The sequence below is a fragment of the Desulfoglaeba alkanexedens ALDC genome (genome assembly GCF_005377625.1).
Classification (GTDB): domain Bacteria; phylum Desulfobacterota; class Syntrophobacteria; order Syntrophobacterales; family DSM-9756; genus Desulfoglaeba; species Desulfoglaeba alkanexedens.
Window position 1 is genome coordinate 1,933,104 of sequence record NZ_CP040098.1, and the last position, 13,354, is coordinate 1,946,457.

A 13,354-nucleotide genomic window follows, 5' to 3' on the forward strand; every position below is an offset into this window, starting at 1 on the left:
ATCAAGTTCTCCTCGCCCCCAAGCTCCGGCTTGGGAACGGCCTCATGGGAATCGAAGCTGGAGCTTCTGCACAGCTGTGTTCCCAAGCTGGAGCTTGGGAACAAGGGAAAATCGGCATTCCCGGACAGGCTCCTAGAACCCTTGCAGGACCCGTTATCGGAATCGCCCTGCCGGTGGGCACCCGGGTCTCTATTTCGCGTATTCGTAGAAACCCTTTCCGCTCTTCCTCCCCAGATACCCCGCTCGAACCATCTTTCGAAGCAGCGGGGCGGGCCGGTACTTGGCTTCGCCGAGCTCCCGGTGGAGTCCTTCCAGGACGAAGAGCAGGGTGTCGAGGCCCACCATGTCGGCAAGGGCCAGCGGACCGATGGGATGATTGGCACCAAGGGTCATGGCGCGATCGATGTCTTCCGCCGAAGCGATCCCTTCCGAATAGACGAAGATCGCCTCGTTGACCATGGGGCATAGGATCCGGTTAACGGCGAAGCCCGGAGCTTCCTTCACTTCCACCGGGATCTTGCCGACGGCCTCCACGACGGCCTTGGCGCTTTCGAAGGTCTCATCGTCGGTCAGGAAGCCTCGAATGAGTTCGACGAGCTTCATGACCGGTACGGGATTGAAGAAATGCATGCCGATGACCTTCTGCGGCCGCCGGGTCACCGAGGCCATTTCCGTGATGGACAGCCCCGACGTGTTGGACGCGAAAATGGTCTGCGGCGGGCAGAGTTCGTCCAGTTCCCTGAAGACGGTTTTCTTCACGTCCATGTTCTCGATCACTGCTTCAATGACCAGGTCCGCGTCGGCGGCTGCCTGTTTGAGATCCACCGTGCCCTTGATGCGCTGTATCACGGCGTCCGCCGTGTTCCGGTCCATCTTCCCCTTGGAAACCGCCCGGTCCAGGTTCTTCTTGATTCCATCCAGCCCGGCCCGAACGAAGCGGTCTTCGATGTCCCGAAGGCTCACGGAATATCCCGCTTCGGCCAACGCCTGGGCGATTCCGGCACCCATGATTCCAGCTCCCAACACGCAGACTTTCCTGATTTCCATGCCAAGACCTCCTTTTCTTGAAATCAACGAAAAACGCCAGTATCGAGCAGTGCTTCCTTCGAATGGAAACGATCGAAGACGGCCCCGGTGGTCATGCGGACACCGCGGGCGATATCGCTCACAGTCATCCTGTGATAACCGTGTCGGGCAAAAAGCTTTGCGGCGACGGAAAGGATGCGCCGCCGGGTTTTGCGCGCCTGCCGTTCTTTTCTGGATGGACCTTTCTCCCACATGCGCGCTTCATAGCACGTAGTGGGTACTATGTCCAGTTCCGTCATTTCCTGTGTGCGAAGGTCCACCTCGGTGGGCTCCGGAATCTCGGACTTTTCCGCCGGACCGGCGTGACAATCCCTTCCCGCGAGGGTTCGGTGGTTCGCCGGCTTGTAGGGAGAAAAGTAACTGCGTCGTCGTGCGGCGGGGTGGGTAGGAGCTGAAGATGCACATGCAGCCCGTAGGATAATGACAAACACGATTCGGCCGTATGCAGCGAATCCACGGATTTTTATATGAAAATAGAAAATTCACCAATAATGTCGATTGGTTATTGTGCCACGTTTTTGGGCTCTACCCCACTGCCCCCTATCCCGAATTTTCATGCTTCGTTGTGACCCCACGGGGTCATGGGGATGATTGAGAAGATAGAGCGGGTGTCCCAGTCATTCTGAACCGCGCCCACGGCCGGATAGCCCTAAGCAGTAGCATGCGCGGGTTCCAAAACGCCCCAGCACCCCCTGATCGGTTCACCTACGCGAGCGTTCCAGGCCGGGGCCAGGCCAAAAAGCGCACCCCCAGTTTCTTGAAATCGCGAAACGACATCCCCTGGCGAATCGCTTCGAACACCGGCCCCGGAGAAACGACCCGGCAGCCGGCCAGAATGTCCGCCCCGTGGGAAAAAAGCACTGGTGAGAGCGGCGTGGTGGGACCGATGACGATTGTGAAGGCCTGGGGGGCTTTTTCCAGATAGGCGGCCATGGCGCGGGTAATGAGGGTGGTGCCGGTGAGGCCGAGGACACGGCAGCGGCTCAGGATCTCGTCCCACAGGGCCGGGGACGTACGGCCGGGGATGTCCCGCAGTTCGAACAGATGCAGGGTTTGCACCTCTTTTCGCAACCAATCGGTGAAGGGAAACTCCCCCACCAGAACCGTTTCTCCGTGCTTGCCTCTTTCGGCCATGATCGTCGAGGCTTCCAGGTTGGGGAGATCCGGCGGGGGGACGAGGCCGGCGTTCAACGCGGCGGCGCCGAGGCTGATGGCAAAGGCACTGGCGGATTTCAGGAGTTCCGCCGCCCGGGCCAGGGGCGTGCCGGGGAGTTCATCCAGCAGGCGCCACTCTTCGGCCGTGACCGCGGCGCCCAGGGTGGAGGCCAGCCCCACGCATTCGATCCCGTTGTCTTCAGCCCGGATGCCGATGAAGTGGGAACCCACCGCTACCTCGGAGATCACGGCTTCGGGGTGTTGGATGCTTTCGATCAGCTCACTGATCAATTTCAACTCCCGGCTTGGGGCGGGTCTCTGTGAGGGCAGGAAGTTCTGGTCTTGGTGCGTACAATTGGTCTTCATGATTGATCCTCTTTTGAAGTAACTAAAGTGACAAGTGACTAAAAGTGACTAAAGTACAGGTCAACAAAATAAAATGTTCATTCTTGTTCCCAAGCTCCAGCTTGGGAACACAACTGTGTAGAAGCTCCAGCTTCGATTCCCATGAGGCCGTTTCCAAACCAGAGCTTGGGAACGAGAGGAAGCGCTCATCCCTTTAGCTGGGCTACCGAGTCTGGAGCAAAGATCATGGCTTATACTCACTCACTGAAGACCGCAAACCTTGAACCTTGACCCCGCACCCTGCAACAGGCCGCAGGTGCTTTGTTTTGCCGAGGGGCATGGGGCTCAGGTCCAGCGCAAGCCCGGCGCCGTCTCGGGCTTTCCGTCATCCATGCCTTGGCCGGGGGTGCAGGGAGCGAAGAGCGGCGTGCCGCCCTTCACGTCCACCCGGCGGGTGGGCGTTTGGTACAGGCGGCCGACCATCCGGGCCGTCATCACGGTCTCTGTTGGGCCGCTGGCCAGCACCCGCCCCTGCGAGAGCATGGTCACCGTGTCGGCATACCGGGCCGTCAGATTCGGATCGTGCATCGATGCCACCACCCGGGTCCCCTTTTCCTGGCACAACCGCTTGATTTTTTCCAGCAGGCGGTACTGGTTGTTGAAGTCCAGGTGGTTGGTGGGCTCATCGAGGAGCAGGGTGTTCTGTGCCTGGAGAATCGCCCGGGCCAGCAGGGCGATGCGCCGCTCTCCCCCCGAGATGCGGTTGAAATTGCGCTCGGCCAGGGCTTCGGCTTCCAGTTCGGCCAGCACCTGGTGGGCGGCCAGGTAGTCTTCCGGCCCGGGCCGCTGAGCAAAGCGAAAGGTGGCGGTGCGCCCCATCACTACCACGTCCAGAACCCGGAACGGAAAGATGTCGGCGTGCTCTTGAGGCACCAGGCTCACCCGTTGGGCGATCTCCGCCCGGGGCGCCGCGGCCAGATCCAGCCCGTCGATGGTCACGGTTCCTTGCTGGGGGCGCAGCAATCCGGCCAGGCAGTAAATCAAGGTGGTTTTCCCCGACCCGTTGCGGCCCAGCAGCACGCGGAACTCGCCGGCCTGGACCTCGAGATCCACCGCCGAAAGAACGGGGACGCGGTTGTAGGCGAAATGCAGATGGCGGCACACCAGGCTCACGACCAGCCACTCCCCCGGTTGCGGTACAGCAGGTAGGCAAACAGGGGCGCGCCGATGAAGGCGGTCACCACGCTGATGGGCAGTTCGGCCATGGTGAGGGAGCGGGCCGCCGTGTCGGCCAGAAGGAGGAAGATGCCGCCGGAGAGCACCGCCACCGGCAGCATCTGCTCATGGTTGGGGCCCACCAGGGTGCGGGCGATGTGCGGCATGACCAGCCCCACCCAGCAGACCTGGCCGCAGACCGCCACCGACACGGAAACCACCATGGAACTCAAGAAAATGAAGACCAGGCGGTAGAGCATCGGATTGAGGCCGAGGCTCTTGGCCTGGAGGTCGCCCAGCGACAGGATGTTGAGCTTGTAGCGCATCAGGTGGATCAGGACCAGGCTGCCGACCATGATCGGAGCGGCGATGAGCAGGTCGCCCCACTGCCCCCGGCTCATGCTGCCCATCATCCAGAACACGATGGCCGGCAGTTCGTTGTACGGGTCCGAGAGGTATTTGAGCAGGGTGATGGACGAGTTGAAAACCGACAGCACCACCAGCCCGGCCAGCACCAGCACCAGCATGGGCCGCACGGCCACCAATCGGGCGATGAGCAGGGCCATGCCCACCGCCGCCAAGCCGAAGACAAAGGCCAGGGACTGAACCACCAGCCAACTGCTGCCGGCGATGAGCAGCCCCAGGGCGGCGCCGAAGGTGGCGCCGGCCGAAACGCCTAAAATCTCCGGAGAAACCAAAGGGTTGCGAAACAGTCCCTGGTATACGGCGCCCGCCGCCGAGAGGCTCATGCCCACCAGGACGGTGAGTAGGGCCCGGGGGATGCGAACCAGGCCGAAGACCAGTGCTTTTCCGGTGATTTCTTCGCCGGCGCCGTTTCCCAGCCAGGACTGGACGATGGCGCCCAGCTCGCCCGGGGCGATGGGGACCCAGCCGATCCAGAGGGAAAGCCACAGCATGGCCACCAGCCCTATGGCCAGGCCGGCGTTCAGGCGAGCCGCGCGGGCGCAGGGATTCCAAGTGGTGTTTGTCGGGTGGGATGGTTGCACCAGGGGCTCCAATGGTTCAGGCCGTCATTGCGGCAGCCGTCCGCCCAGTTCGGTAAAGGACTTACCGAACAGGGCCAGGTGGAAGCGGTCGATTTCGGCCGCCAGGTCAACATCGGCGAATTGCTCCGGATAACACGTTCGCGCCAACCACAGAACTCCTAGGGCCGAAAGGGGCGAAGGGAAATCCCAGGGGGCAATGTTGGACGGAAACCGGTAAATGCGGCCCGCGGCCACGGCCGACACGCGGGCGAATTGGGGCTCCTCCAGTTTTTCGAGGCCGCGCTGGGCGCCGTGGCCCGAAACCAGGACCAGGTCCGGGTTCCAGGCGATGAACTGTTCGGGGGAGATTTCCCGGAAGTAGCCGCTGAGGGCGTGCCCGGCATTGATGCCGCCGGCCATGGTGACCATCTCGTCCTGCAGCAGATCTCCGGAGGCGGTGAAAAAGAGACCCTGGGGCGCGGCGTAGTAGACGATCTTGCGGCGGTCCGGCGCGATGGAGGCCACCCGCTGTTCGACCAATTCCAGAACGCGGCGGCAGGCGGCGATGGGCTGTTCCGCTTTTTCCGGGACCCCGGCGGCCTCGGCGATGAGGCGCAAGGTGGCGTAGAGGGAATCGATTTTCTCCGGCAGAATCACGATGGCCGCCACGCCGTGGTCCACCAGGCGGTCGGCGATGGCGACCCCGTCCTTCTGGGCGAAGAGAATGACCAGGTCGGGCTTGACGGCCAGGATGGCCTCAAAGTTCAGGCCGGTGGACTTTTGACCCACCGCGGGCAGATCCGCCAGGGCCGGTGCCACGCCCAAAAAGAGGGGATCCCGGCGGGAGCTGGTGTCGATGCCCACCAGGCGCCCCTGGAGCCCCAGGGCCGTCACGCACAGCGAGGCCGGCTTGAAGGTCGTCACGATGCGCCGGGCCTCGAGCGGCACGCGGACGCCGCGGCCGACCATGTCGGTGAGAATTCGGTCCTCGGCGCCGGCACCGGCGGCCAGGATCATGCTGAGAGATAACAAAACAGATACTATTGTGATCTGGCGCTTCATTTCGGTTCCTCTTTCTTTTTGTCCCAGGTACGGATGGGGAAAACGTAGCGGTTGAGCAGGTCCATCTCCGCGTGCAGGTTGCTTCTGATTGGCGGGCTTGGACTTGAAAAGAAAATACCCGATCATCAGCGCCATGATCAGGGTCAAGCCGAGAATGATCACCGCCAGGCCGGGATCTGAAACGATGATCAGCAGCGGTTGACCCGCGCTCGCTTCCTGGGCTTCGGCGGAAGCCGGCCCCGGCCGGCGGGCCGGTGGAGACCCGGCGGGCATCGGTTTATTGTGCACCTTTTCTCCTTGAGAGGCTTTGTCGATGAGCAAAAAACGTCCATCGATGAAAACCGGCCGGCCATATTGGAGCCGCCGGGTTTGCCCGCCGGGGCATGCCAGCGTCACGGCGGTCTGACGCAGCCGCCCGCCCAGGGCCGATGATTCGGGATAGAATTCATCCCGGATGCCCGCCACCCGGCAGGCGGGAACCTCCGGCGACACGGCGATGGGGCTGTCGGCTGTCAAGGGGACGCGCTGCCATCGGCCCATGGTGAAAGTCGCCAGGTGGCCGAGCATGATCGTGATGAACAGGAAATGAACCAGCGAAGGCGTCAGCAGATAAAAAAACCGCCCCCGCGCCATGTTTCGGCGCCGGCCGACGAGCCGCAAAATACGGTTGGCGGCGCAGATGAAGGTGTTGATGCCCAGCAGGGCCATTATGGCGAAGAGCATCGGTATCCACCAGACCAACGCCGGCCGGGATGCCCACTGGACCGGCAGCCAGTCCTGGATCCGCATGTGGTTCAAAGCCATGAACAGCGAGACATGATCCTCGGCATAAAATGAGCCCGTCAGGAGTGTAGCCGATGCCGCCATCAGCAGGAGCACCGCCAGGCGGATGTCGCTCAGAGCATTCCAGGTGGTTTTCAGCACTGTCAGCCTCCCACCCGCAGATGGCGCACTTCGTGAGGGTAGTTGCCGTAGCTGATATACAGCACCAGCAACCCCCCGGCGACGGCGAGAAGTGCGCTTTTGGGTTTCCACTTCGGGACGAATTGAAGGTGCAAGGTGGCGGCGAAGAAGGTCCAGATGGCCGCGGAACTCAGGTGACGGGAATTCCAACTGAAGGTGTTGCCCCAGCCGATAAAACACCAGAGCGCGCCGGTCATCTGAGCCACAGTGTAGAGGCTGAACCCCCAGACCAGCCAGGTATAATAGGCGTGTGGGTGGCCTTTGCCCGCCAGGCTCAGGACCGCCATCCAGGCGGCGGCGTAAAACAGCGCATGGGCCATGGACTCGGAAAGGAAAAACAGGGCGGCCCAGACGGATTCGCGCTTGGGACTCGGTGGAATTATCCCCTTGCTGTAAAAAAGACAGAAGAGGGAAAAGGCGGTCACCAGGCCCAGCAAACCGCCCATGGGGGCCTTGGGGAAAGCAAATGAGCGCACCATGGCGATCAAGGCCAGACACCAGGGAAGCAAAAACGGGCCTTCCACGATGGGATGCACCACAAAGACGCCTCCGAGCCACCCGCGGCCGATGAGGTAAAGGCTTTGCAGGATGAACCCGATGGCCAGCGCCCCGGCAGCAGGGCGGCGCCGGTGAAACACCGCCAATCCCCAAGCAATGCCATAGAGCCCTATGGCGGCATACAACCAGGCGTGAACTCCGGTGGTTAACATCGTCAACTCTCGATTTCGGCTTGGTGGATCCAGATCACATGGGCCAGGCCCCACATGGCACGATCCGAAAAATAGTCCGCGGTGGGCGCCAGCATATATCCTTCGGCCGGCGGCCGGCCGTCGATGCAGTCTACGATCCTCATGGTCTTGCCGTCAGGGGTGGCAAAGAGGAAGAAATCATCCGGTCCGGCCTCCGGGAAGTTGGTGTTCAAGAAAGCGCGCAGTTCGAATCCTTCGGCCCGGACGATGTCGTCGAACCCGTGGCCGTGACCGATACGGATCCAGCGGGGCGCCACGGCGCGGGCGACGGTTTCGAACCGCGCGGCAAAACGGCTTCGGTGGTCACTTCGGAATGACACGGAACAAACGTTCGGAATCGCACGCAAAAAATCTTGGGAATGACACGGCAAGGCATCGTTATCCCGCCAAGTCTGAGCCCGGAATGGCAACAGACCATCCAATTCCTGTACCCCCATGGCAATGTTCTGCCTCCCGCATCGGGAGACAGCGCATCAAGCGGGCGCCGTTTGCGTTAACGGATCGGCTTCCTCTACATCCTGTAGGTCAATCCCAGCCACATGCTCATGCCGGGGGCCGGATAGCCGCTCACCGGTTCGTAGTCTTCGTCGAACAGGTTGTCGACGGCCAGAAAGGCCTCCATGTGATCGGAGACGAACGGCTGGGTGACCTTGATGTTGCACAGGTTGTAGCTTTCGTTTTCCACCACGTCGAGGTCGGGTTCCTCGGGGGTCGGCAGTTGCCGGTAGGATTCACCCATGTAGAGTAGGGTCAGGTTCAGCTTGGTGCCGAGGGTCGGCACGATGTACTGGACGCCGAGATTGAAAGTGTATTCCGGAACCCCGAGTACTTCGCCGGTAACCCGGCCCGGGCTCTTGTTCTCGGCGTCGTTGTACGAGTAGCCCAGCTTGAAGCTCAGGTCCTTCATCGGCGTGACCACCGCGTTGACCTCCACGCCCTTGAGCTCTATTTCACCATAGTTGATGTATTGGGCGTAGGGGTTCAATTCCGGCGGGACGTCGCGGGCAATGAAATCCGATATCTCGTGGAAAAACGGCGCCACTTCCACGTTGAGTAGATCATTGTAGCGCCAAGCGACCCCAGCGGTGTAATTGACGGCGGTTTCTGCCTCGAGGTCCAGGTTGGGGACATCCCCGGCGTAGATCTGGTTCAGGGTGGGGAAACGGGTTTTCTTGGCCACCGAGGCAAACAGCTTGGTGCTGTCGCAGGCCTGGTAGGTCACGCCGACCATGGGGTTGAACTCGTCGCTGGTGTCCGGAGTTCCCGAATCGACGATGTTTCCGTCGTTTTCGATGTCTTCTTCCGCCTTGCTGACGTCATACCGGTCATAGCTGACACCGATGACGACGGAGAGCTTGTTATCGAGGAGCCTCATTTCGTTTTCGAAACCTGCTGATCCGGTATAGGAGATGCTTTCGGCAAACGGCAGGCTTTCAAGATCTCGCTGCTCGTGGGCATCGCGCTTGTAGTGCAGCGAAAACCGCAACGCGTCCCAGTCCACCGGACGGTATTCGCCCAGCAACATGCCGCCCAAGATATCGTCTTTGTACGTGCTGACGGCCACTACTTCCGAGTAGGTCTGATCCGAGTAGGAGGTGTAGTCGTCTTCGTGATCGTGGTAGTAGAGCTTCGCCTGCAAGTCGAACTTTTCCGAAAAGGCATGCATGGCGCTCAGATCCACGCCCCAGTCGTCGTAGGCGGTGATCCGGTCGAACTGGGTAAAGTCGGAAAATACGTTGACCCGGTCCAGGTTGGGCGCATCCCCCTTCTCACTGCTGATGTAGTGGAAATTGACATAGATTTCGCTTTTATCCGATGGTTCGAAACCTACCTTGCCCCAGAAATTGTCGGTCTGGTAATCCGAGTTTTCCCGCTCGCCGCCGTCCTCGATGATACGGGTATCCAGGACCTTCCGGCCGGCGGTGACCCGCCCTTCCCTTGGTTCGAAATCATCGGGCAGATCCCAGGAATCCCATTCCCGATGGGAATAGCTGAGCCAGTAGTTGAGATTGCCCACTTTTCTCCCGTGAGACAGGGACGCCTTGTAGGCGTCATCCAGGCCGTCGAGGCCGTATTCCACCGTTGCCGACAGGTGCGGCGTCTCGGTGGGTTCCTTTCACGCTAGGCGGGCAGCATGTAAGCGATGATCGGGCGCGTCAGGTGTTTGGTGGCGGAATGTATGGAAGTCCGCGCTGTGTTAACCAGGGAGACATGTCCGGTAAGGGCTTGTCCAAAAACAAGCTCATGCTATTCGGGCTCTGAGGTTCCTGTCAAACTTTCACCCGGCAGGTGTACCCATGAAGAGAATCGCAATTGAACAATCTCCTGAATCCATGAGGTGTTGTTGTCAGCAGACTTTACACCAGAGAGAACATGTGGCAGATTACTCCCGCGAACATCCGGCTCGCCGCCTGCGGGCGGTTTGGTGTCCGTGCGGTTCACCAATCGATTTTTTTTTACATGGAAGGAGGAGGAACACCATGAAGAAAGTGGCGATTGTCGGCTGCGGCGCTTACATGGAAAAAGGTTACGGTTGTCCCGGCGAATGGCGGTGTTTGAAGGCGGCGGCTCTGGGCGAGGGCACCTTCAAGGAGCCGTCGCAGGTGACGGCCTTCATCCGGTGCGAATGTCCGGGAAGGACGGTGGTCCCCAACGTGGGGATGGCCATGAAACTTTCGGAAATCAAGCCGGACGCCATCTACCTCAGTTCCTGTCTGGTCAATGCCAAACCTTCGTGTCCCTACACTACTCCGGAAGACCTGGCGCAGATGCTTCAAAGCAAGACCGGCATTCCGGTCATCTTAGGGACCCACGATTATCACTGACGGAACTCCGGAACGGTAACCCCCGCGGCCCGGCGAAGGGCCCCTTGCCGGCGACAGGTGCAGACCGTTGGAGTCCGGCCGGACCCGCGGGGGAGGCGTTCCGGGGGCCGACGCCCGAAGTTCAGGAGGCTGTTTCGGCTGGTTCCATGAGTTCCTTCAACGCCTTCACGTTGGCTTCGATGCTCCGTCCTCCGAACACGGCGGAGCCGGCCACGAAGATGTCCACGCCCGCCGCCACAAGTTCGGGGATGGTTCGGGTGTTGACCCCCCCATCCACTTCGATGAGGACCGGCAGGTTCCGTTCGTCGATCCAGCGGCGCAGCGCGCGGATCTTGGGAAGAACCGACGGAATGAAGCTCTGGCCTCCGAAGCCGGGGTTGACCGTCATGAGCAGCACCATGTCCACGTGTTCCAGGATGGGTTCCACCCAGGCGAGGGGCGTTGCGGGGTTCACGGAGACAGTCGCCCTTTTCCCCAGTTCCTTGATCTGTTGGACGGCCCGATGCAGGTGCGGAGTGGCTTCCACGTGGACTCCGATCCAGTCGGCGCCGGCCCTGGCGAAGGCTTCCAGGTATCGGTCGGGGGCTTCGATCATGAGGTGTACGTCTAGGGGCAGCATGGTGGCTGCGCGTGCAGCGCGGACCACGTCGGGACCGATGGTGATGTTGGGCACGAAATGTCCGTCCATGACGTCCACGTGAATCCAGTCGGCTCCGGCTCGTTCCGCGGCGCGGATGTCTTCGGCGAGCTTCCCGAAATCAGCGGACAGGATGGAAGCGGAAAGTCGTTTCATGGGATGTCCTCAATGTTTCGCCAGCAGGCGATGAAGAAGCCGTCCACGTCGTGCCGGTGGGGGAGGGTTTTCAGGTACGGCCCTTCGGCCAGGTTCCGGCAGGTTTCGGGAAGCTTTGCCGCGGCCGGTTCCGGGATCCACCCCGTTTGCGAGGCCGTGAAATCCTCGGCCACATCTTCATTTTCGGCTGCAAAGACGGTGCAGGTGGCGTACGTCAATGTCCCGCCTCTTTTAACAAAGCGGGCGGCCTGCCGCAAGAGGGCCTTCTGGGTCCGGGAGAAGCGGTGAGGGTCCTTCGGATGGCGCCGCCACTTGATATCGGGGTTGCGCCGGAGCACGCCGAAGCCGGTGCAGGGGGCATCCAGAAGGACACGGTCGAAAAGGCCCGTATCGCTGGGGCTAAGCCCAAGCGCATCCGCCGCGATGGTCCGAACTATGGCGATTCCCTGGCGCTCGATGTTCCGGCGAAGATCTTCCAGCTTCCAGGCCGCCTGGTCCACCGAAACGATTTCCCCCCGGTTTTCCATTAGAGCCGCCAGATGCGCGGTCTTTCCTCCGAAGCCGGCACAGAGGTCGAGTATCCGTTCGCCGGGTTTCGGACCGACCGCCAGGGAAACCAGCTGGGACGCTTCGTCCTGGATCTGAAACCAGCCAAGTTTGTGGGTTTCGGTTTGCGTGATGTCCATGCGGGGGCTGCGTACCCGCACGGCGTTTTCGAGAAGCGGCGACGGCCGGGCCTCGATGCCTTCGCTGTGCAGCCGGGCGAGGACTTTTTCGACAGAGGCTTTCAGCGGGTTGACGCGGAGAACCAGGGGAGCCACGGTATTGCCGGCGTGGCAGAAGGCCCGGGTTTCCTCGGGGCCCCATTCAGCGAGCAGGTGCCGGACCAACCATTCCGGGTGGGAGGTGGTGACGGCCAGGTGGCATACCGGGTTCTCCCGGGCCGAAGGAAAATCCCAGTCGGGATGGCGCCGGACGGCCTCTCTAAGGAGCGCGTTCACGAATCCCACCACGTGCCGGGGCAGGGCCGCCTTCGCCGACTTCACCGCTTCGTTCACGGCGGCGTGGGCCGGGACGCGGTCCAGGAGGGTCACCTGGTAGAGGGCCAGCCGGAGAAGGATGCGGACGGCGGCGTCGATCTTGGAGGGCTTCATGCCGGCCAGGGTGTCGATGTACCAGTCGAGCCGGCCCTGCCAGCGCAGCACGCCGTAGACCAGTTCGGTGAGCAGGGCCCGGTCCCGGGGATCGAGCCCGGCATGGCGATCGATGGCGGTCCGGATCAGCCGATCCGGGTGAACGGGGGCGCGGTCCAGCTGAAGAAGGATCTGGTAGGCCAGGGTTCGCGCCGTGATCATGAAGAGCTCCGGCGCCCGGCCTTGACACTCTCCAGAACGGCCACCACCTGGTCCATGGACACGCGCGTATCCAGGCAGGGACCGTTGGGGCGCTGGTTGAAGATCCCATAGACCGGAAGCGGTGTCGTATCCCGGATGCCGCTCACCAGGTCCCGTTCACACGCTACGGCGACGATCAAATCGGGGCGCTTTTCCACGACGATCCGACGCGCGATGGTGCCCCCGGTGGCCACGGCCAGGTCCACCCCGTAACGCTCGGAAACCTCGATCAATGCGGTGATGGGACATTTCCCGCAGCGCTTGCAATTGTTCACATTGTAGGTGATCTTCACCGGGCATTGAGAATATTGAAGGCAGTGAGGTATGAGAAGCAGAATACGCCGGGGTGTGCGGCCGTCGGTGACCTGAGCCATGACCAGCTGGTTGTTCACCGCCACAAAGGCGTGCTGCACCGTTTCCCTGGAGATTCCGAAAACCCGGCCGATTTGCACCAGCACCGGGAGCAGACCCTTGATGGCGAGGCTTCGAAGTCCGCGTGAAAAGGGGACGTCGCGCCCCCGAAGCGCCGCAGCGATAAAAAGAAAGATGGCCGCCAGGACGGCGACGGCCGCCGTTCCCGTAAGCAGCGCGAACACGGCCGGAAGCCGGGGATGGATCCCCTGAAAACCGAAATACGGGATGAAGAAAAAAAGGACCAGAAAGGCGGTGACGGCGAAGGCGGTGCATACCAGCAGGAAAATGAGAATCGCCTTGTCCGAAAAGCGGGTCGTTCCCTCACCGGCCGCTTCTGACCTGACCTGATCCGGCATGGGTTCCAGCT

At 61.5% G+C, this 13,354-nt stretch carries 13 protein-coding genes; 1 reads left to right on the plus strand and 12 read right to left on the minus strand.

Annotated elements, in window-relative coordinates:
* Positions 1-189: 189 nt before the first annotated feature.
* The 9 genes from FDQ92_RS08770 to FDQ92_RS08810 form a co-directional block, all read right to left on the minus strand.
* A complete protein-coding gene (locus tag FDQ92_RS08770) occupies positions 190-1,041 on the minus strand; it encodes a 3-hydroxybutyryl-CoA dehydrogenase (RefSeq protein ID WP_170180419.1) in 852 nt (283 codons plus the stop codon).
* A gap of 29 nt (positions 1,042-1,070) precedes the next feature.
* Positions 1,071-1,346, minus strand: a complete 276-nt coding sequence (locus FDQ92_RS08775; RefSeq protein WP_137424255.1) for a helix-turn-helix domain-containing protein — start codon at positions 1,344-1,346, stop codon at positions 1,071-1,073.
* Between the two features lie 445 nt (positions 1,347-1,791).
* On the minus strand, positions 1,792-2,607 hold the full coding sequence (locus tag FDQ92_RS08780; RefSeq protein ID WP_137424257.1) for a Rossmann-like domain-containing protein: 816 nt from the start codon (positions 2,605-2,607) through the stop codon (positions 1,792-1,794).
* Positions 2,608-2,931: 324 nt separating this feature from the next.
* Complete coding sequence (locus FDQ92_RS08785) at positions 2,932-3,759, minus strand: ABC transporter ATP-binding protein (RefSeq protein ID WP_170180265.1); 828 nt, start codon at positions 3,757-3,759, stop codon at positions 2,932-2,934.
* Entirely contained in the window at positions 3,756-4,808 is a 1,053-nt protein-coding gene (locus FDQ92_RS08790; RefSeq protein WP_211341226.1) for a FecCD family ABC transporter permease, read from the minus strand. Before FDQ92_RS08790 ends, FDQ92_RS08785 begins: the two co-directional genes overlap by 4 nt.
* Positions 4,809-4,832: 24 nt before the next feature.
* On the minus strand, positions 4,833-6,773 hold the full coding sequence (locus FDQ92_RS08795; RefSeq protein WP_137424261.1) for an ABC transporter substrate-binding protein: 1,941 nt from the start codon (positions 6,771-6,773) through the stop codon (positions 4,833-4,835).
* A 2-nt stretch (positions 6,774-6,775) separates the two neighbouring features.
* A complete protein-coding gene (locus FDQ92_RS08800) occupies positions 6,776-7,522 on the minus strand; it encodes a hypothetical protein (RefSeq protein ID WP_137424263.1) in 747 nt (248 codons plus the stop codon).
* Between the two features lie 2 nt (positions 7,523-7,524).
* Positions 7,525-7,881, minus strand: a complete 357-nt coding sequence (locus FDQ92_RS08805) for a hypothetical protein (protein WP_137424265.1) — start codon at positions 7,879-7,881, stop codon at positions 7,525-7,527.
* 191 nt (positions 7,882-8,072) lie between these two features.
* The gene (locus tag FDQ92_RS08810) at positions 8,073-9,641 is read right to left on the minus strand and encodes a TonB-dependent receptor plug domain-containing protein (RefSeq protein WP_170180266.1); all 1,569 of its coding nucleotides are present in this window, start codon (positions 9,639-9,641) and stop codon (positions 8,073-8,075) included.
* Positions 9,642-10,041: 400 nt separating this feature from the next.
* Between FDQ92_RS08810 and FDQ92_RS08815 the strand changes: the two genes are divergently transcribed.
* Complete coding sequence (locus tag FDQ92_RS08815) at positions 10,042-10,386, plus strand: CGGC domain-containing protein (protein WP_137424268.1); 345 nt, start codon at positions 10,042-10,044, stop codon at positions 10,384-10,386.
* Between the two features lie 121 nt (positions 10,387-10,507).
* Here FDQ92_RS08815 and rpe read toward each other — a convergent pair whose 3' ends face one another.
* Genes rpe through FDQ92_RS08830 form a run of 3 tightly spaced genes read right to left on the minus strand, consistent with a single transcriptional unit; the run spans position 10,508 to position 13,343 of the window.
* Positions 10,508-11,179 carry a ribulose-phosphate 3-epimerase gene (gene rpe / locus FDQ92_RS08820; protein WP_137424270.1) on the minus strand — a complete coding sequence of 224 codons (672 nt, stop codon included), beginning with the start codon at positions 11,177-11,179 and terminating at the stop codon, positions 10,508-10,510.
* Positions 11,176-12,534, minus strand: a complete 1,359-nt coding sequence (rsmB, locus tag FDQ92_RS08825; RefSeq protein ID WP_137424272.1) for a 16S rRNA (cytosine(967)-C(5))-methyltransferase RsmB — start codon at positions 12,532-12,534, stop codon at positions 11,176-11,178. Before rsmB ends, rpe begins: the two co-directional genes overlap by 4 nt.
* Positions 12,531-13,343 carry a DUF116 domain-containing protein gene (locus tag FDQ92_RS08830; protein ID WP_137424274.1) on the minus strand — a complete coding sequence of 271 codons (813 nt, stop codon included), beginning with the start codon at positions 13,341-13,343 and terminating at the stop codon, positions 12,531-12,533. Before FDQ92_RS08830 ends, rsmB begins: the two co-directional genes overlap by 4 nt.
* Between the last annotated feature and the right edge of the window lie 11 nt (positions 13,344-13,354).

What these genes read in the sequence shown, in the direction of transcription:
- FDQ92_RS08830 (WP_137424274.1), bottom strand. Translation starts at nt 13,343, where the DNA reads ATGCCGGATCAGGTCAGGTCAGAAGCGGCCGGTGAGGGAACGACCCGC.
- FDQ92_RS08800 (WP_137424263.1), bottom strand. Translation starts at nt 7,522, where the DNA reads ATGTTAACCACCGGAGTTCACGCCTGGTTGTATGCCGCCATAGGGCTC.
- rpe (WP_137424270.1), bottom strand. Translation starts at nt 11,179, where the DNA reads ATGAAACGACTTTCCGCTTCCATCCTGTCCGCTGATTTCGGGAAGCTC.
- FDQ92_RS08815 (WP_137424268.1), top strand. Translation starts at nt 10,042, where the DNA reads ATGAAGAAAGTGGCGATTGTCGGCTGCGGCGCTTACATGGAAAAAGGT.
- rsmB (WP_137424272.1), bottom strand. Translation starts at nt 12,534, where the DNA reads ATGATCACGGCGCGAACCCTGGCCTACCAGATCCTTCTTCAGCTGGAC.
- FDQ92_RS08780 (WP_137424257.1), bottom strand. Translation starts at nt 2,607, where the DNA reads ATGAAGACCAATTGTACGCACCAAGACCAGAACTTCCTGCCCTCACAG.